Raw genomic sequence first — 17,266 nt, 5'->3', positions numbered from 1 at the left:
GTTCCCGGCGCCTATTCCACCGTCACCGACTTGGCGAGGTTCCGCGGCTGATCGACGTCGGCGCCCTTGAGGACGGCGACATGGTAGGCCAGGAGCTGGATCGGAGCCGACATCACCAGCGGCGAGATCAGGGGGTCGCTGGCCGGCGCGGTCATCACCACCTTCGCGCCGGCGGGAGCATGCTTGGCGCCTTCCGGATCGGTGATGAAGACCACCTGGCCGCCGCGGGCCATGACCTCGCTCATGTTCGAGGCCGACTTCTCGTAGTAGCTGTCGTAGGGGGCCAGGACGATGATCGGCGTATGCTCGTCGACCAGCGCGATCGGTCCGTGCTTCAGCTCGCCGGCGGCATAGCCCTCGGCATGGATGTAGCTGATCTCCTTGAGCTTCAGCGCGCCTTCCAGGGCCAGGGCGGACATCGGGCCGCGGCCCAGGTAGAGCACGTCGCGAGCCTTGGCGATGTCGACGGCCACGGCCTTCACGGCGTCCTCGAGGCCGATCGACTCGGCGATCAGGCGCGGCGCCTCCAGCAGGATGCGGACCAGGCGCTGCTCTTCGGCCGCGTCGATCCGGCCGCGGGCGCGGGCGGCGGCGACGGCCAGGGCGGTCAGGACGCTGACCTGGGCGGTGAAGGCCTTGGTAGAGGCGACGCCGATCTCCGGACCGCAATGGATCGGCCAGACCACATCGACCTCGCGGGCCATGGTGGATTCCTGGGCGTTGACCACCGCGGCGGTCTTCAGGCCCTTGGCCTGGCACAGGCGCAGGGCGGCGAGGGTGTCGGCGGTCTCGCCGGACTGCGACATGGCGATGGCGAGGGCGCCCGGGCGGAGGGCGGGTTCGCGATAGCGGAACTCCGAGGCGATCTCGATGTCCACCGGCAGGTCCGCCAGCTTCTCGATCAGGTACTTGCCGACCAGGCCGGCGATGTAGGAGGTGCCGCAGGCGACGATCTGGATGCGGTCCAGCGCCGCGAAGTCGACGTCGCCGGCCATCCGGGCCCGACCCGCGATGGGATCGATATAGGCGGCGATGGTGTGTTGGCAGCCCTCCGGCTGGTCATGGATCTCCTTCTCCATGAAGTGCCGGTAGTTGCCCTTCTCGACCAGGGCCGCCGAGGCGGAGACGATCTTCATGGGGCGTTCCACGGGCGTGCCGGTTTCGTCGAAGATCTCGGCGCGGTCGTGGTCGATGGCGACATAGTCGCCTTCCTCCAGGTAGGTGACCTTGTTGGTGAAGGGACCGACGGCCAGGGCGTCGCTGCCCAGGAACATCTCGCCGGCGCCGGTCCCGACGACCAGGGGGCTGCCGCGACGGGCGCCCATGATGAAGTTGTCGCGGCCTTCGATCAGCACGGCCAGGGCATAGGCGCCGGTCAGCCTGTCCAGGGCGCTCTTGAAGGCCGCCAGAGGCGCGGCGCCCGCGGCCAGGTAGTGGTCGATCAGGTGGGCGACCACCTCGGTGTCGGTCTCGCTTTCGAAGACGCGGCCTTCGGCCTGCAGTTCGGCCTTCAGTTCCGCGAAGTTCTCGATGATGCCGTTGTGGACCAGGGTGACGCGGCCGGCGGTGTGGGGGTGGGCGTTGCGTTCGGACGGCGCGCCGTGGGTGGCCCAGCGGGTGTGGCCGATGCCGATCTCGGCGGTCAGCGGCTGTTCGGCCAGGACCGCCTCGAGCGCGCGGATCTTGCCCAGGGCCCGCCGGCGTTCGACGCGGCCGCCGCGCTGGACGGCGACGCCGGCGGAATCATAGCCGCGATATTCGAGGCGCTTGAGGCTCTCGATGAGACGATCGGAGACGGGCGCCTTGCCCACGATGCCGATAATGCCACACATGCCAGTTTCGCCGATTCCGCTGGAAGAGGATAAGAACTGTCGGGAAGAACGAATCCCGCGCCGGGGGCTTTAGCATCGGCGCACCGCGGTTCGGTATAAAAGTGCGTTGCAGACTGTTGCGCGGCGTATGCGCAGGGATATCGACATGACCAAGCGAAACTACTTCGGAACCGACGGCATCCGTGGACAGGCCAACAGCTATCCGATGACCGCCGAGGTCGCGCTGCGCGTGGGCCTGGCCGCCGGCAAACTGTTCCGCCGCGATCATGGACGCAGGCCCCTGGTCGTGATCGGCAAGGACACCCGGCTGTCGGGGTACATGGTCGAGCCGGCCCTGGTGGCGGGGTTCACCAGCATGGGCATGGACGTGCGCCTGTTCGGCCCGCTGCCGACGCCGGCGGTGGCGATGATGACGCGGTCGATGCGCGCCGATCTGGGCGTGATGATCAGCGCGTCGCACAACGCCTACAGCGACAACGGCATCAAGCTGTTCGGCCCTGACGGCTACAAGCTCTCGGACGACCGCGAGATCGAGATCGAGCGCAACATGCACGAGGGTCTACAGGAGGGCCTCGTGGCGCCCGCCGATCTCGGCCGGGTGCAGCGCGTCGACGACTCCCAGGCGCGTTACGTCGAGATCGCCAAGGCGACCTTCCCGCGTCGCCTCAGTCTGAACGGCCTGCGGATCGTGATCGATTGCGCCAACGGCGCCGGATACAAGGTCGCGCCGGCGGTGCTCTACGAACTGGGCGCCGAGGTGATCAAGGTCGGGGTCGACCCGAACGGCTTCAACATCAACGAGGAATGCGGCTCGACCTATCCGGCCGCCATGGCCAATGCGGTCCGCGAGTATCGCGCCGACATCGGCATCGCCCTGGACGGCGACGCCGATCGCGTGACGATCTGCGACGAGACCGGTCAGGTGGTCGACGGCGACCAGATCATGGCCATCGTCGCCGGCGCCTGGGCGCGCGAGGACCGGCTGAAGGGCGGCGGCGTAGTCGCCACCGTGATGTCGAACCTCGGCCTCGAGCGCTTCATGACCGGCAGGGGACTGAAGCTCGAGCGGACCCCGGTCGGCGACCGCCATGTGATGGAGCGGATGAAGGCCGGCGGATTCAACCTGGGCGGCGAGCAATCCGGCCATGTGATCCTGTCCGACTTCTCGACCACCGGCGACGGCCTGATCGCGGCGCTGCAGGTGCTGGCGGTGCTGGTCGAGTCCGGCCAGCCGATGAGCGCCCTGGCCCGCCAGTTCGACCCGGTGCCGCAGCTGCTCGAGAACGTCCGCTTCGCCAAGGGCGGCAAGCCGCTGGAGCACGCCGGCGTCAAGGCGGCGATCGCGGCGGCCGAGCAGCGCCTGAACGGCGGCGGCCGGGTCCTGGTCCGCGCCTCGGGCACTGAGCCCCTGATCCGCGTCATGGCCGAGGGCGACGACGAGGCCCTGGTCGCCGAACTGGTCAAGGAGATCGCCGGCGCGGTGAAGGCCGCCGCGCCGATCTAGCCTGGCGACGCCCCGCCCGGCCGCGCGGGGCGAAGGACGAAACAGGACCGCGGCCGCATGGGGGAGCCGACGTGACTCAAGAGTCCATCTTCCTGCCGGTTCTCGGCATGGCGTTCCTGACCTTCCTGGTCCTGGTCCTGATCCCGATGCGTCGGTTCCGGGCCGTGTTCCGGAAGGAAGTCGGTCCCGACGATTTCGCGCTCGGCGAGTCCGCCGCCGTGCCTGGCCACGTGGCTCTGGCCAACCGCAACTACATGAATCTGCTCGAGCTGCCGGTTCTGTTCTACGTCGTCTGCGGGGCGTTGTTCGTGACCGGCAATGTCGACGGCCTCGCGGTCGGCCTGGCTTGGGCTTACGTCGCGGTGCGCGCGCTGCACAGCCTGGTGCACCTGACCTACAACCGGGTCATCCACCGCCTGGCGCTGTTCGCCGCCAGCAACGTCGTCCTGGTCATGCTCTGGACGGTGTTCGCCATCCGCGTCTGGCCGAGCGCGGCCTAGCCCTCCAGAAGCGCCAGCAGGGCGAAGCTGACCAGCCAGTGCTCGCCCATATAGTCGCCGGCCACATGGGGCAGGGCGTCGGCCAGGTGCGTCTCGGCGGCTTCCAGGGCGACGGCGCGGGCCGGATCGCCTTCGGGCAGAGCTCCGGCGATTCCGCGCCAGCACCAGGCGCGGCTGAGGTTCAGGCCGTCCAGGTGGGCGATCTTGCCGTCGGTGCGGTCGCTGACCGTCGCGGGCGTGAACAGCGTCGCGGGGCGGCGCTCGGCGAGGTCCGGCAGGAAGTCGGCGAACCAGGCGCCGAAGGCCTCGGCCGGCAGCATGCGGCGCAGGCATTCGGCCTCCATCAGGGCCGGCGAGAGGAATTCGTCGCCGCTCGGCTCCCAGGCCTGGCAGGCCTTGTCGCCGGCGTACCAGCCGCGGGCCGTCTCCATCGCCAGCACGGTCAGGTCGGGATCGCCGCAGGCGTGGGCGTAGTCCATCGCCAGGCGCAGGGCGAAGGCGGTGTTGGTGTGGACGCCGGCCCGCAGCGGATAGGTCGCCTTGGGCAGGAAGGCCTTGAACCGGTCGGCGAAGGCGTTGGCGAGGGGGCGAAGCGTCTCGTAGGCCGTCGGGTCGTCGTGCGCGCGCAGTTCCGCCGCCAGCTTCAGCAGCCAGGCCCAGCCGTAGGGACGTTCGAACACGCCGCTGAGCGGCCGGTCGAGATAGGCGCGCTCGCCCTCGACCTTCTCGGCCGTGAAACTGTCGGCGAACAGGGCGTGGATGGCCGGCGCCTCCGGCATGTCGGGATACCGCCGCAGCAGCGCGGCCAGGCTCCAGTAGCCGTGGACGCAGCTGTGCCAGTCGAAGCTGCCGAAGAAGATCGGATGGTGCTCGCGGTGGGGCGCGACGTCCTCCGGGCCGTTGAAGACGTGATCGGCCTTATGCGGGTACGCGCGCGTCACGTGGCCCAGCACGATGCCGGCGAAGCGGCTGGCGATCTGCGGCGTCAGGCGGGTCTCAGAAACGGAAGGCGAGGACATACATCAGCACCGTATTGGCGATCAGCAGGATGAGAGCGGTCGGAATCTGGGCGCGGATGACGCCGTTGCGGTCGGGAAGCTCCAGCAGGGCGGCGGGCACGATGTTGAAGTTGGCCGCCATCGGGGTCATCAGCGTGCCGCAGAAGCCCGACAGCATGCCGATGGCGCAGACGATGGCCGGATCGCCGCCGTGCTTGCCGATGATCAGGGGCAGGGCGATGGCGGCGGTCATCACCGGGAAGGCGGCGAAGGCGTTGCCCATGACCATGGTGAACAGCGCCATCCCCAGGGTATAGGCGCAGACCGAGGCCAGCGGCCCATCCAGCGGCAGCCAGTCGGTCGCGATCCCGCCGATCACGTCGCCGACCTTGGCGACGGCGAACACCGCGCCCAGGGCGGCCAGCGCCTGGGGCAGCAGCGCCGCCCAGCCGACCGAGTCCATCAGCCGCCGGCCTTCCGAGAGCGCGACCGCGGGCCGGGCGCGGAACATGATCATCGCCGTCGCCGTGGCCAGCAGGATGCCGGCCCCCAGCGAGATCAGCGTCACCTGCTTGGGATCGACCAGGGGCTGGCCGCCGATCGAGACGTGCTTGAGCCAGAGCGTCCCGGCCAGGGTGACGATCGGCGGGATCAGGGCCGGGACGAACAGCCGGTCGCCCCAGCGCTCGGCGCGCTCGGCGCGGTCGGTCTGCGGCGCCGGCTGGCCGCGGCCCATCCAGTTGAAGCCGGCGACCAGGGCCATGGCGACCAGGATCAGGCCGTTGACCACGTCCGGCAGCCAGGAGCCGGCCAGGAAGCTGACCGCGAACAGGGTCCAGAACGCCGTGTTGCCCCAGCGCCTGGGGTTGGTGCGGTCGGTCGCCGAGCCGATCGCGAACAGGGCGAACATCAGGCCGGCGACGACATAGAGGACGGAGAGCCCGATCACAGCCCGGCCTCCTTGCGCAGGCGGCGGTCGAGCAGCATCAGCCGGCCGCCGTGGACCAGCAGGGCCACGATCGCCGTCGGGATCGCCCAGACCGACAGGTGCAGCGGCTGGACGATGATGCCGTTGGTCTCCAGGAAGCCCTTGATCAGCAGGATCGAGGCGATGGCGATGAAGATGTCCTCGCCGAAGAACAGGCCGATGTTGTCGGTGGCGGCGGCGAAGGCCTTCACCCGGTTGCGGCTCTGGTCGGACAGGTTCGGATCCTGCGCCTCGGCGGCGGCCTCGGCCATCGGCGCGATCAGCGGCCGGACCATCTGAGGGTGGCCGCCCAGCGAGGTCAGGCCCAGCGCGGCCGTGCCCTGGCGGATGACCATGTAGATCAGCAGCAGCCGGCCGGTCGTCGCCGACTTCAGGCGCTGGATCAGCGTCTTGGCCCGCTCCTGCAGACCCTCCCGCTCCAGCAGCCCGATCAGCGGCAGGATCAGCCAGGTGACGCTGATGTAGCGGTTGTCCTTGAAGGCCTTGCCGAGCACGGCCAGCGTGTCGACCGCGCCGTGCCACAGCATGACCGGCGTCAGCCCCGGCGCGATCAGCGCGGCCAGGCCGGTGACCAGCGCCGCGATCACCACCGTCAGCAGCGGATTGAGCCTGAGCGCGAAGCCCAGGACCACCGCCAGCACCCCCAACAGCACCCACATGCCCGGAGTCTCCCCTTTTTTGGCGATGCTACGGCGGGGGAGGGAGCGGGGAAAGCCGCCGAGAAGCCTATGAGGCCGCCATCGGGCTGACGTACGCCGAGACCGAACGCCGGCGCTTGGCCAAGCGGCTGGCCGGCCCGTCGTCGGACTAGGCCCCGCGGCCGATGCTCGCGTAGCGGAAGCCGCGGCGTTCCATCTCGTCCTGGCGATAGATGTTGCGCAGGTCGACCACCACCGGCTTCTTCATCAGCAGCTTCATGCGGTCGAGGTCGAGCGCGCGGAACTGGTCCCATTCGGTGATGATCACGGCGACGTCGGCGCCCTCGACCGCCTCGTAGGGGTTGGCCTTGAAGTCCACGTCGCGCAGCATCTGGCGCGCCTCGTGGCCTTCCGGGTCGAAGGCCTGCACTGTCGCCCCCATCGCCTGTAGGGCGGGGATGATGTCGAGGCTGGGGGCGTCGCGCATGTCGTCGGTGTTGGGCTTGAAGGTCAGGCCCAGGACGCCGACGGTCTTGCCCTTCAGCTCGCCGTCCAGGGCGTCGGCGACCTTGCCGGCCATGGCCTTCTTGCGCGAGTCGTTGATCGCCACCGTGGTCTCGATCAGTCGCACGGGCGAGCCGGCGTCGCTGGCGGTGCGGACCAGGGCCAGGGTGTCCTTCGGGAAGCAGCTGCCGCCATAGCCGGGGCCGGCGTTGAGGAACTTGCCGCCGATCCGCTTGTCCAGGCCGATGCCCTTGGCGACCTGCTGCACGTCGGCGCCGACGGCCTCGCAGAGGTCGGCGATCTCGTTGATGAAGGTGATCTTCATCGCCAGGAAGGCGTTGGCCGCGTACTTGATCAGCTCGCTGGTTCGGCGGCCGGTGAACAGGATCGGGGTCTCGTTCAGGAACAGCGGACGGTAGAGTTCCCGCATCACCGCCTGGGCGCGCGCGTCATCGGTGCCGACCACGACGCGGTCGGGCCGCTTGAAGTCCTCGATCGCCGCGCCTTCGCGCAGGAACTCGGGGTTGGAGACCACCGCGAACTGGGCGTCGGGACGGGCTTTGCGGATGATGGCTTCGATCTCGTCGCCGGTGCCGACCGGAACGGTCGACTTGGTGACAATCACGGTGAAGCCGTCGATCAGGCCGGCGATCTCCTCGGCGGCGGCGTGGACGTAGCTCAGGTCGGCATGACCGTCGCCGCGGCGCGAGGGCGTGCCGACGGCGATGAACACCGCCTCGGCGCTGCGGATCGCTTCGGCGCCCTCGACCGTGAAGCTCAGGCGGCCTTCCCGAACGTTGCGCTCGACCAGATCCTCCAGGCCGGGCTCGTAGATCGGAATCTCCCCCTTGTTCAGGCGGTCGATCTTGCCGGCGTCCTTGTCGATGCAGACGACATCGTGGCCGAAATCGGCGAAGCAGGCGCCGGACACCAGGCCGACATAGCCGGTGCCGATCATGGTAACGCGCATGGAGCCGACCTTTCTCTGATCCGGTTCGCGAAGCCGCCTCCTAACAGCCGGGCGGACCCGGCGGAAGGCGACCGATCGTCAGACTTCCTGGTTGTAGGCGCCGACCTCGGCGTACTTGGCCAGACGGGGCTTCACTTCCTCGCGGAACAGGGCGCGCATATCGTCGGCCGAGCCGGTGCTCTCGACGACCACCACCAGTTCCGGCTTGTTCGACGAGGCCCGGACCAGCACCCAACTGCCGTCCTCCAGCGCCACCCGGACGCCGTTCACGGTGATCACGTCGACGATCTTGCGGCCCAGGATCGTCCCGCCGGCGGCGGCCAGATCCTGGTATTCCCGCACCACCTTCTCGACGACGCCGTACTTGAGCTCATCGGCGCAGTGCGGGCTCATGGTCAGCGAGGTGTAGGCGATCGGCAGCGCGTCCTTGAGCTGGGACAGCGTCTTGTCCGGGTTGCGGTCCAGCATGGTCAGGATCGCGGCCGCGGCGGTCAGGCCGCAGTCATAGCCCCGGCCCAGCGGTTCGTTCAGGAAGAAGTGGCCGCTTTTCTCGAACCCGGCCAGGGCGCCGATCTCGGCCGTCTTGCGCTTGATGTAGCTGTGGCCGGTCTTCCAGTAGACGGTGGTGCAGCCGTTCTCGGCCAGCACCGGGTCGGTGGCGAACAGGCCGGTCGACTTCACATCGACGATGAAGGTCGCGCCCTTGTTCAGCGGGGCCAAGTCGCGGGCCAGCATCAGGCCCATCTTGTCGGCGAAGATCTCCTCGCCGGTGTTGTCGACCACGCCGCAGCGGTCGCCGTCGCCGTCGAAGCCCAGGGCCAGGTCGGCGCCGTGCTCCTTCACGGCCTTGGCCATGGCTTGGAGCATCTCGTGGTCTTCGGGGTTGGGATTGTACTTGGGGAAGGTCCAGTCGAGGTCGCAGTCCATCTCGATCACGACCGCCACGCCCATCTTGCGCAGGGCTTCCGGCACGAAGGCCCCGGCGGTGCCGTTGCCGCAGGCGGCGACGACCTTCAGCGGGCGCTTGATGTCGGCGCGGCGGGCGACGTCATCGACGTAGCGCTCGGCCACGCCGTCGACGCGGACGATCCGGCCGCCCTCGCGCTCGACGAACTGGCCGTTCAGGACAATGTCCTTCAGGCGGGTCATCTCGTCGGGGCCGAAGGTCAGCGGACGGTTCGCGCCCATCTTCACGCCGGTCCAGCCGTTCTCGTTGTGGCTGGCGGTGACCATGGCCACGCAGGGCGCGTCGAGGTCGAACTGGGCGTAGTAGGCGGTGGGCGACAGGGCCAGGCCGATGTCCAGCACCTCGCAGCCGGCGGCGACTAGGCCCAGGGTCAGGGCCTGTTTGATCGACTGCGAGTAGGACCGGAAGTCGTGGCCGACCACGATCTTCGATTGGCCCAGCTCATGGATGTAGGTGCCCAGGCCCAGGCCCAGCGCCTGGACGCCCAGCAGGTTGATCTCCGGACCGAACAGCCAGCGCGCATCGTACTCGCGGAAGCCGGTCGCCTTGACCAGCGGCTCGTTCTCATAGGCGACCGTGTTCGGGACCAGATCGGCGCGGGGCAGGAAGGGCATGGAGAAGTCCGTCGAATGAATGCGGGGCGGCGCGGGCGTCAGACGACGCCGGCGCTGAGAACGTCATGAACGTGCAGGACGCCGATCGGCTTCCCGTCCTTCACGACGAACAGGGCGGTGATGCGGCTGTCGTTCATCAGCCTGGCGGCGTCGCCGGCCAGGGTCTCGGCGGTGACGGCCTTGGGGTTGCGGGTCATGATCTCGCCGACGGTCTTGCCGGCCAGATCGTTGAAATGGCGGCGGAGGTCGCCGTCGGTGACGACGCCGATCAGGCGTCCGTCGTCGGACACCACGCCGACGATGCCCAGCCGGCGCTCGCTCATGACGCTGACGGTGTCGGGCATCGGGGTCGCTTCGCCGACCAGCGGGGCCTCTTCGAGCCGGTGCATCAGGTCGCCGACCGTGCGCAGCATCGCGCCGAGCTTGCCGCCGGGGTGGAAGACGTGGAAGTCGCGGGCGGTGAACCCGCGCCGTTCCAGCAGGGCCACCGCCAGGGCGTCGCCGAGGGCGATCTGCAGGGTGGTGGAGGTGGTCGGGGCGCTGACCTCGCCGGTCGCCTCGGGGGCGTCGGGCAGCTGCAGCACGATGGTGGAGGCCTTGCCGAGCGCGCTCTCGGGATTGGCGGTGATGCCGATCAGGGGAATGCCGAAGCGGCCGCTGTACGCCAGCACGTCGGCCAGCTCGCGGACCTCGCCCGACTTGGACAGGCCCAGGATGACGTCATCCGAGCCGATCATGCCCAGGTCGCCGTGGCTGGCTTCGGCGGGATGGACGAACATCGCCGGCGCGCCGGTCGAGGCCATGGTGGCCGCGATCTTCCGCGCCACGTGGCCGCTCTTGCCCATGCCGGTGCAGACGATGCGGCCTTTGCAGTTGAACAGGGTCTCGACCGCCGTGACGAACGGCTGGCCCAGCCCGTCGGCCATCAGGCGCAGGGCGTCGGCCTCGGTCGCCAGGACGCGACGGCCGACGGAAACGGCGTCGAAGCTCATTGCGGCTGCTCCATGGAGCTCAAGCTCGAGCGGCCGAACGGCGCGGGGGAGGGTTGTCCCATGCCCTGCGGCCAGACCAGCGCCAGGGCCACCATGCCCGCGGCGATCAGGATACAGAGCGGGAAGAAGATGCGGTCTCGCAGCATGAGGGCGGATATAGCAGCGTGAACGGGGGACCGCGAGGGCGGCGCGGCTCAGATCGTTCGCGCCCGGCGCAGAGAAAAGGCGCAGACCAGCACCCAGAGCACGATGGAGCCCTCGACCACCCGCTGGACCAGTCCGCTCGCCGGGGGTTCGCTGAGCATCCAGGCGAAGGCGGCGGTCGAGACGAGACCGCAGGCTAGGCCGAGCGGGAACAGAAGTCCGGACCCTGGCCAGCGCCGGGCGGCGAGCCCCAGCAGGATCATTCCGACCGGCGCGCCCAGATAGCCGGCCAGCGAGGTCAGGTTGTGCATCACCTGGGAGATGTCCGACGAGGTCGCCGGGCAGCCGAACTCGCAGGGAAAGAAGGCGATGGCGACGTAGCCGAGGCCGAAGAGGCCCAGGCAGGCGAATCCGACCGTCCGCCGCCGACTTCGCGGCTCGACCAGCGCGGCGGCGATCGAAAACAGGGTCAGGCAAAGGCCGACCGGCAGGAAGCCGCCGAAGTTGACCAGCCTGCCGTGCGGGGACCCGGTCGCGCCCAGCTCACTGATGAAGTTGTCGACGTGGGAATAGCCGGGCCAGGCGGCGCCCGCCACGACGATCACCGCCACGAGCAGCGCAACGCCGGCGGCGCCCGCCCAGAAGGCGACGGTTTTGATCACTGTAGGCTCCCCCGCCGACAACGCTGCTCGGCGAGCCATGGCATGGTTCGGCGCGCACACAAAGCCTTCGCCCTTGACGCCTCGCCGCCCGGCCCTTAGCCCGTCGCGCCATGTCCAAGCTCGTTCTTCTCCGCCACGGCCAGAGCCAGTGGAACCTCGAAAACCGCTTCACCGGCTGGGTGGACGTCGACCTGACCGCCGAGGGCGAAGCCCAGGCCAAGCGTGGCGGCGAGCTGCTCAAGGCGGCGGGCGTGCACTTCGACCGCGCCTACAGCTCGGTCCTGACCCGCGCCAACCGCACCGGCGAGATGGCGCTGGCCGAGGCCGGGCAGGGCGATCTGGCCCTGACCAAGGACTGGCGTCTGAACGAGCGCCACTACGGCGGCCTGACCGGGCTGGACAAGGCCGAGACCGCCGCCAAGCACGGCGACGAGCAGGTCAAGATCTGGCGCCGCAGCTACGACATCCCGCCGCCGCCGCTGGAATCCGGCAGCGAGTGGGATTTCAGCAAGGACGCCCGCTACGCCGGCCAGGCGATCCCGGACACCGAGAGCCTGAAGACCACGCTCGACCGCGTCCAGCCCTACTGGGACGCCGAGATCGCGCCGAAGCTGAAGGCCGGCGAGACGGTGCTGATCGCCGCCCACGGCAATAGCCTGCGCGCCATCGTGAAGCTGCTGTTCAACGTGCCCGACGACCAGATCGTCGAGGTCGAGATCCCGACCGGCAACCCGTTGCTGATCGACCTGGACGCCGACCTGAAGCCGACGGCGGCGCGCTACCTCGACATCGCCCGCGCGACGCCGCTGCCCAGCCTCTAAGAGTGCGTGGTTCGAGACGCCGGCCTTGCGGCCGGCTCCTCACCATGACGAACTCTGTGCAATCCAACCCCATGCGTCATCCTGAGGAGCGATCCCTCAGGATCGCGTCTCGAAGGACGCACGGAGCCGATGCTGTCTGACAAGGACCACATGCGCCGCGCCATCGCGGTCGCCCGCGCCAACCTCGGCAAGACCGCGCCCAACCCGGTGGTCGGCTGCGTCATCGTCCGCGACGGCGTGATCCTGGCCGAGGCGGCCACGGCGCCGGGCGGTCGTCCGCATGCCGAGGAACAGGCGCTGCGGGGAATCGACGCTAGCGGGGCGACGGCCTATGTGACGCTTGAACCCTGCGGCGAACGCTCCAGCGGGGCCGCCTCCTGCTCGCTGCTGCTGGTCAAGGCAGGAATCGGCCGGGTGGTGATCGCCTGCGAGGACCCGTCGCCCTACGCGGCCGGGCAGGGCTCGGAACGGCTGACGGCGGCGGGCGTACCGGTCGAGATCGGCCTGCTGGCCGATGAGGCCTTCGCGACGCTGCACTACCAGGCCTGGAAGGACGCCGTTAACGGCCATCAGCCATAGTCTCCGCAAGGAGAGCTAACTGAATGGCCGTCGCCGCCGCGGCGCCGAGCGCGAGCCGCCGGCGCCTGACTCAGCAAGACGTCGACCTGATCTGCGCCAAGCATGATCGGCTGTTCACCGCGCGCATGGGCGGGGCGCGCGCCGTCTTCACCTTCTGCGAGCTGATCGGCCTGGACCTGTCGGGCCGCAACCTGTCCGACGCCGACTTCACCGGGGCGGTCCTGGAGAACTGCCGTCTGATCGGAACGCGGCTCGACAACGCCAGCTTCTTCGGCGCGGACATGCAGGGCTCGAACTTTCGCGACGCCTCGCTGCGCCGGGCCGACCTGCGCGGCTCCTGCCTGCGCGGCGCCAACCTGACCGGCGCGGACCTGTTCGAGGCCGACCTGCGCGAGGGCGCGATCGCCTCGCCCGACCGCGAGAAGGGTCTGCGCATCCTCGAGCACGAGACCCGCAGCGGCGACGCCCGCGGCGCGATCCTGGCCGGGGCCAACCTGGAGCGCTCGCGGCTGTCGGGCATCGTCGCGGTGAAGGCCGACTTCAGCGACGCCATCCTCAAGGACGCCAAGCTGGTGCGGGCCAACCTCAAGCAGGTGAACCTCAACGGCGCCAACCTGGCCGGGGCGGACCTGTCCGGCGCGGACCTGGCGGGCGCCGACCTGCGCGACGCGGTGCTGGTCGGGGCCAAGACCTTCGCCTGGAACGTCGACAACGCCGACATGGCGGGGGCGTTGACCGACGCGCCGGCCGGCAAGGCGCTGCAGGACCTGCCCTACGAGGACATGCTGCGCGACCATGCCCGCTGGTGCGAGACCGGCGGAGCCGCGGGCAAGCCGTCGATCTTCGACCGGGCGGACCTGCGCGGGCTGGAAAGCGCGCGGGGGATGAACCTGACCGCGCTGTCGGCCAAGAGCGCGGTGTTCTACGGGCTCGACATGGAGGGCGTTCAGCTTCAGGGCGCCCAGCTCGAGGGGGCGGATCTGCGCCACTGCAACCTGCGTCGGGCCGACCTGCGCGGCGCGCGGCTGGCCGGGGCCAAGCTGTCCGGCTCCGACCTGCGCGACGCCCAGCTCGGGCCGCTGCTGCTGGCGCCGGAGCGCCTGTTGCCGGCCGATCTCACCGGGGCCCAGCTCAAGGGGGCGGACTTCGCCCGGGCGGACCTGTCGCGCGCGAACCTGACCGGCGCCGACCTGTCGCGCGCCAACTTCACCGGCGCCCAGACCAAGGGCGCGATCCTGACCGCCGCGGTCCGCGAGGCCACGCGCGGCCTGGACGGCGTGGTCTAGCGCGCAAAGAAAAAGGGCGACGCTCGCGCGCCGCCCTTCGGGACCGCTGGCGATCGGTCCCTGGCAGATGATCAGACCTTACGCGGCCTTCTTGCCCTTGCCTTCGATCTGTTTGGTCGAGGGCGAGGTGATGGCGATCGAGCGGGGCTTGAGCGCCTCGGGCAGCTCGCGCTTCAGGCTGATCGACAGCAGGCCGTTGTCCAGGGCCGCGTCGGTGACGACGACGTAGTCGGCCAGCTGGAAGCGGCGCTCGAAGTTACGCTCGGCAAGGCCGCGATGCAGGAACTTGCGGGCGTCGTCGTTGGCCGCCTTGCGGCCGGCGACGGTGAGCAGGTTCTCCTTCACGTCGACGGAAAGTTCTTCCGGGCGGAAGCCCGCGACCGCGATCTCGATGCGGTAGGCGTTCTCGTCGGTGCGCTCGATGTTGTACGGCGGATAGCCGGCGGCGCTCTCCTGGGCCGCGGCCTGGTCGAGCAGGGCGGCGAGGCGGTCGAAGCCGACGACGGAACGGTAGAGGGGGGAGAAATCGATCGTACGCATGCGCGTCACATCCTTCTTCATCAAGCAAGGTTGCGTTGTGTGGGCGGATCGGCGGCGACCTCGGTTGAGCATCGTCCTGACCCGGAAGACCTGGTGACCAGCGCCTTCGCACAATGAGTTAGGCGCCCTCGGCGGGGTTTCAAGAGCGCCGCTTGATCAGTCGCCGAACGCGGTTAGGCTCGCGCCGCAATCAGAACCGGAGGACGCCCGCATGACGATCAATCGCAGACTCGCCCTTGCCCTCGCCGCCGGCGCCCTGCTGGCCGGGAGCGCGCTGTCCGCCGGCGCGACCGATGTCACGCCGCTGCGCGCGGCCATTGATGGTCCGCAGCGCGGCGCCGCCAACGTCGCCCGCGACGGGGCCCGCCATCCCTACGAGACGCTGGAGTTCTGGGGGCTGAAGCCCGGCCAGACGGTGATCGAGGTGACGCCGGGCGGCGGCTACTGGACCGAGATCCTGGCCCCCTACGCCAAGGCGACCGGCGGGACCTATGTGGCCGGCGTCACCGATCTGGCCAATCCGAAGGTGTCCGAGGGCGGTCGCAAGGCGCGCGCCGATTTCGAGGCCAAGTACGCCGACAAGGCGGTCTACGGCCAGATTCGCTACGCCAACTTCGGCGCGGTCTCGGGGCCGCTGGGGGCGCCGAACTCGGCCGACCTGGTGATCACCGCCCGCAACATCCACAACTACATGGTCAACCCGGGCATGCTCGATAAGGTCATGGCCGACTTCCACGCCGTGCTGAAGCCGGGCGGCGTCCTGGCGATCGAGGAGCACCGCGCCAATCCCGGTCAGCAGAAGCCCGACGTCGGGGACGGCTACGTCGAGGTGGCGACGGTGGTGGCCGCGGCGGAGAAGGCGGGCTTCAAGCTGGCCGGCCAGTCCGAGATCAACGCCAATCCCAAGGACACCAAGGACCATCCCTTCGGCGTCTGGACCTTGCCGCCGACCAAGCGCACCGCGCCCGGCGGCCAGCCCGCCAACCCCGCCTTCGATCGGTCAAAGTACGACGCTATCGGTGAGAGCGACCGAATGACCCTGCGTTTCGTGAAACCGGCCTGATTGTAAAATCTCGGTTTTGACGCACGTCGCCGGTCGGGCTAAGCCGGTCGGCGACGACGCGGGGGCGGGTTTGTCGGAAGAGTTCATGCAGTCATTTTCGTCCGGTGCTTCCCGGCGCCTTTTCCTGATGGGCGCAGCCAGCGCGACGCTCGCGGCCTGTGGTCCCAAGGCTCCGGAGAAGAAAGCGCCCGCGGCCGAGGCCCCCAAGGCCAAGCCCGCGGCGCCGTCGGACGCGCTGGCCGACGCCGTGGCCGGCGCTTGGCGTTCGCCGGAGGCCAAGGCCCGCGACGCCTGGCGGCATCCGGTCGAGACCCTGACATTCTTCGGGCTCAAGCCGGGCATGACGGTGGTCGAGTTCTGGCCGGGCGCCGGCTGGTATACCGACATCCTCGCGCCTTTCCTGGCCCAGACGAAGGGCAGGCTCTACGCCGCCAACCTTCAGCCGGCCGATCCGGCTTCGATCCAGATCGTCGACGCCTACAAGGCCAAGCTGGCGGCCAGCCCCAAGATCTATGGCGATGTCGCCGTGACCGCTTTCGGTCCGACCAGCGGCGAAGTCGCCCCGGCCGGCTCGGCGGACATGGTCCTGTTCCTGCGCAACCTGCACAACTGGATGGCCGCGGGGATCGTCGACAAGGCCTTCCGCGACGCCTTCGCCGCGCTCAAGCCGGGCGGCGTGCTGGGCATCGAGGAGCATCGGGCCGCGCCCGGCGGCGTGCAGGACGTGGTGTCCGAGAACGGCTACGTCCAGCAGGCCTACGCGATCCAGCTGGCCAAGGAGGCGGGGTTCGTCCTGGCCGAGGCCAGCGAGATCAACGCCAACCCCAAGGACACCAAGGACCACCCCTTCGGCGTCTGGACCCTGCCGCCGACCCGCCTGTCGTCCGAGCGCGGCGAGCCGCCGAAGCCGGGCTTCGACCACGCCAAATACGACGCGATCGGCGAGAGCGATCGCATGACCCTCAAACTGGTGAAGCCGAAATGACCCAGAGCCGCCGTGGTATGATCCTTTCCGCGGCGGCCTTCGCCGCGGCGCCCGTTCTCGCTCGCGCCGCCGACAAGGGCGAGCTGGTCCCGGCCAAGAAGATCTTTCCCTTCTACGACCTGTACCTGGGCATTCCAGCCGCCGAGCGGTCGCGGTTCGCCATGGCCTACTATCTGATGCTCAACGGCAAGCCGACGGCCGGCCACACGCTGTGGCTGGTCGGGGCGGGCGGCGCGCGCACGGCGTTGCCGGTCGGCGCCGACGGCCGGATCCAGAAGCTGCCGAGCCTGGCCGACCTGAAAGCCAATGCGACGGTCGACCCGGGGAAGCGGCAGGACAGCGACAAGTTCCAGATCTCGATGGAGATGCAGCCGCTGGTGCAGCTCGACACCGAGCTGCCGGCGGCCGACCTCGCCGCGGCGATCGAGCAATGCAACGCCGCCATCCGCAAGAAGGCTGGGCTGATCGGGTTCGCGGCGCCCAAGATGGAGCAGGTGGTCTTCGTCGGCGCCAGCGGAGGGCAGGCGGTCCTGGCGGGCGGGAAGACGGTTCCGCTGCCGGTGATGAAGGGCCTGCCGGTCTATCAGCCGGCGGCCCTGGCCGGGGCCCAGGTCCTGAAGTTCGCCAAGGCGCCGACGCGCGCGCTTCTGGCCGAGAAGTCGAAGGGCTAGGTGTGGAC

At 69.4% G+C, this 17,266-nt stretch carries 18 protein-coding genes; 8 read left to right on the top strand and 10 right to left on the bottom strand.

The annotated features are described in order from the left end of the window. Positions 1 to 11: 11 nt before the first annotated feature. On the bottom strand, positions 12 to 1,832 hold the full coding sequence (glmS, locus tag CSW64_RS17005; protein WP_099623213.1) for a glutamine--fructose-6-phosphate transaminase (isomerizing): 1,821 nt from the start codon (positions 1,830 to 1,832) through the stop codon (positions 12 to 14). Between the two features lie 145 nt (positions 1,833 to 1,977). On the opposite strand from glmS, the gene glmM reads away from it, so the two are divergent. Further along, entirely contained in the window at positions 1,978 to 3,336 is a 1,359-nt protein-coding gene (gene glmM, locus CSW64_RS17000) for a phosphoglucosamine mutase (RefSeq protein WP_099623212.1), read from the top strand. A 71-nt stretch (positions 3,337 to 3,407) separates the two neighbouring features. After that, a complete protein-coding gene (locus CSW64_RS16995; RefSeq protein WP_216361197.1) occupies positions 3,408 to 3,836 on the top strand; it encodes an MAPEG family protein in 429 nt (142 codons plus the stop codon). Here the strand turns inward: CSW64_RS16995 and CSW64_RS16990 are convergent. From CSW64_RS16990 to CSW64_RS16960, 8 genes are all read right to left on the bottom strand, one after another. After that, positions 3,833 to 4,855 carry a DUF2891 domain-containing protein gene (locus tag CSW64_RS16990; RefSeq protein ID WP_099623211.1) on the bottom strand — a complete coding sequence of 341 codons (1,023 nt, stop codon included), beginning with the start codon at positions 4,853 to 4,855 and terminating at the stop codon, positions 3,833 to 3,835. The two genes, CSW64_RS16995 and CSW64_RS16990, sit on opposite strands and share 4 nt — an antisense overlap. Then, positions 4,833 to 5,783, bottom strand: coding sequence for a DUF979 domain-containing protein (locus CSW64_RS16985; RefSeq protein WP_099623210.1), 951 nt, complete (start codon positions 5,781 to 5,783; stop codon positions 4,833 to 4,835). Before CSW64_RS16985 ends, CSW64_RS16990 begins: the two co-directional genes overlap by 23 nt. After that, positions 5,780 to 6,481: a DUF969 domain-containing protein gene (locus tag CSW64_RS16980; protein ID WP_099623209.1), complete on the bottom strand. Its 702-nt coding sequence runs from the start codon at positions 6,479 to 6,481 to the stop codon at positions 5,780 to 5,782. Before CSW64_RS16980 ends, CSW64_RS16985 begins: the two co-directional genes overlap by 4 nt. A 148-nt stretch (positions 6,482 to 6,629) precedes the next feature. Beyond that, complete coding sequence (locus tag CSW64_RS16975; protein WP_099623208.1) at positions 6,630 to 7,934, bottom strand: UDP-glucose dehydrogenase family protein; 1,305 nt, start codon at positions 7,932 to 7,934, stop codon at positions 6,630 to 6,632. Between the two features lie 78 nt (positions 7,935 to 8,012). Beyond that, the gene (locus tag CSW64_RS16970) at positions 8,013 to 9,515 is read right to left on the bottom strand and encodes a phosphomannomutase/phosphoglucomutase (RefSeq protein ID WP_099623207.1); all 1,503 of its coding nucleotides are present in this window, start codon (positions 9,513 to 9,515) and stop codon (positions 8,013 to 8,015) included. 38 nt (positions 9,516 to 9,553) lie between these two features. After that, entirely contained in the window at positions 9,554 to 10,507 is a 954-nt protein-coding gene (locus CSW64_RS16965) for a KpsF/GutQ family sugar-phosphate isomerase (protein WP_099623206.1), read from the bottom strand. Next, on the bottom strand, positions 10,504 to 10,653 hold the full coding sequence (locus tag CSW64_RS22110) for a hypothetical protein (RefSeq protein ID WP_172448610.1): 150 nt from the start codon (positions 10,651 to 10,653) through the stop codon (positions 10,504 to 10,506). Before CSW64_RS22110 ends, CSW64_RS16965 begins: the two co-directional genes overlap by 4 nt. 48 nt (positions 10,654 to 10,701) lie before the next feature. Beyond that, positions 10,702 to 11,313, bottom strand: coding sequence for a DUF998 domain-containing protein (locus tag CSW64_RS16960; protein WP_216361196.1), 612 nt, complete (start codon positions 11,311 to 11,313; stop codon positions 10,702 to 10,704). Positions 11,314 to 11,423: 110 nt separating this feature from the next. Between CSW64_RS16960 and gpmA the strand changes: the two genes are divergently transcribed. From gpmA to CSW64_RS16945, 3 genes are all read left to right on the top strand, one after another. Next, positions 11,424 to 12,134, top strand: coding sequence for a 2,3-diphosphoglycerate-dependent phosphoglycerate mutase (gene gpmA, locus CSW64_RS16955; protein ID WP_099623204.1), 711 nt, complete (start codon positions 11,424 to 11,426; stop codon positions 12,132 to 12,134). A 129-nt stretch (positions 12,135 to 12,263) separates the two neighbouring features. After that, positions 12,264 to 12,713, top strand: coding sequence for a bifunctional diaminohydroxyphosphoribosylaminopyrimidine deaminase/5-amino-6-(5-phosphoribosylamino)uracil reductase RibD (locus tag CSW64_RS16950; protein ID WP_245863745.1), 450 nt, complete (start codon positions 12,264 to 12,266; stop codon positions 12,711 to 12,713). 23 nt (positions 12,714 to 12,736) lie between these two features. Continuing rightward, positions 12,737 to 13,999 carry a pentapeptide repeat-containing protein gene (locus CSW64_RS16945; protein ID WP_099623203.1) on the top strand — a complete coding sequence of 421 codons (1,263 nt, stop codon included), beginning with the start codon at positions 12,737 to 12,739 and terminating at the stop codon, positions 13,997 to 13,999. 78 nt (positions 14,000 to 14,077) lie between these two features. Here CSW64_RS16945 and CSW64_RS16940 read toward each other — a convergent pair whose 3' ends face one another. After that, positions 14,078 to 14,539 (bottom strand): Hsp20 family protein, encoded by a 462-nt coding sequence (locus tag CSW64_RS16940; RefSeq protein WP_099624311.1) that lies wholly within the window; start codon positions 14,537 to 14,539, stop codon positions 14,078 to 14,080. Between the two features lie 211 nt (positions 14,540 to 14,750). Here CSW64_RS16940 and CSW64_RS16935 point away from each other — a divergent pair, with 211 nt between their 5' ends. The 3 genes from CSW64_RS16935 (at position 14,751) to CSW64_RS16925 (ending at position 17,258) form a co-directional block, all read left to right on the top strand. Beyond that, positions 14,751 to 15,602 carry a class I SAM-dependent methyltransferase gene (locus tag CSW64_RS16935; protein ID WP_099623202.1) on the top strand — a complete coding sequence of 284 codons (852 nt, stop codon included), beginning with the start codon at positions 14,751 to 14,753 and terminating at the stop codon, positions 15,600 to 15,602. A 127-nt stretch (positions 15,603 to 15,729) separates the two neighbouring features. Beyond that, complete coding sequence (locus CSW64_RS16930) at positions 15,730 to 16,587, top strand: class I SAM-dependent methyltransferase (RefSeq protein ID WP_245863744.1); 858 nt, start codon at positions 15,730 to 15,732, stop codon at positions 16,585 to 16,587. Between the two features lie 17 nt (positions 16,588 to 16,604). After that, complete coding sequence (locus tag CSW64_RS16925; protein ID WP_099623200.1) at positions 16,605 to 17,258, top strand: hypothetical protein; 654 nt, start codon at positions 16,605 to 16,607, stop codon at positions 17,256 to 17,258. Positions 17,259 to 17,266: the final 8 nt, after the last annotated feature.

The organism is Caulobacter mirabilis, assembly GCF_002749615.1.
GTDB lineage: Bacteria > Pseudomonadota > Alphaproteobacteria > Caulobacterales > Caulobacteraceae > Caulobacter > Caulobacter mirabilis.
This window is presented reverse-complemented; position numbering and strand designations above follow the sequence as displayed.

Coding starts and splice junctions, on each gene's coding strand:
- glmS (WP_099623213.1), bottom strand. CDS start 1,832: ATGTGTGGCATTATCGGCATCGTGGGCAAGGCGCCCGTCTCCGATCGT.
- glmM (WP_099623212.1), top strand. CDS start 1,978: ATGACCAAGCGAAACTACTTCGGAACCGACGGCATCCGTGGACAGGCC.
- CSW64_RS16990 (WP_099623211.1), bottom strand. CDS start 4,855: ATGTCCTCGCCTTCCGTTTCTGAGACCCGCCTGACGCCGCAGATCGCC.
- CSW64_RS16980 (WP_099623209.1), bottom strand. CDS start 6,481: ATGTGGGTGCTGTTGGGGGTGCTGGCGGTGGTCCTGGGCTTCGCGCTC.
- CSW64_RS16975 (WP_099623208.1), bottom strand. CDS start 7,934: ATGCGCGTTACCATGATCGGCACCGGCTATGTCGGCCTGGTGTCCGGC.
- CSW64_RS16970 (WP_099623207.1), bottom strand. CDS start 9,515: ATGCCCTTCCTGCCCCGCGCCGATCTGGTCCCGAACACGGTCGCCTAT.
- CSW64_RS16965 (WP_099623206.1), bottom strand. CDS start 10,507: ATGAGCTTCGACGCCGTTTCCGTCGGCCGTCGCGTCCTGGCGACCGAG.
- CSW64_RS22110 (WP_172448610.1), bottom strand. CDS start 10,653: ATGCTGCGAGACCGCATCTTCTTCCCGCTCTGTATCCTGATCGCCGCG.
- gpmA (WP_099623204.1), top strand. CDS start 11,424: ATGTCCAAGCTCGTTCTTCTCCGCCACGGCCAGAGCCAGTGGAACCTC.
- CSW64_RS16950 (WP_245863745.1), top strand. CDS start 12,264: ATGCTGTCTGACAAGGACCACATGCGCCGCGCCATCGCGGTCGCCCGC.
- CSW64_RS16945 (WP_099623203.1), top strand. CDS start 12,737: ATGGCCGTCGCCGCCGCGGCGCCGAGCGCGAGCCGCCGGCGCCTGACT.
- CSW64_RS16940 (WP_099624311.1), bottom strand. CDS start 14,539: ATGCGTACGATCGATTTCTCCCCCCTCTACCGTTCCGTCGTCGGCTTC.
- CSW64_RS16935 (WP_099623202.1), top strand. CDS start 14,751: ATGACGATCAATCGCAGACTCGCCCTTGCCCTCGCCGCCGGCGCCCTG.
- CSW64_RS16930 (WP_245863744.1), top strand. CDS start 15,730: ATGGGCGCAGCCAGCGCGACGCTCGCGGCCTGTGGTCCCAAGGCTCCG.
- CSW64_RS16925 (WP_099623200.1), top strand. CDS start 16,605: ATGATCCTTTCCGCGGCGGCCTTCGCCGCGGCGCCCGTTCTCGCTCGC.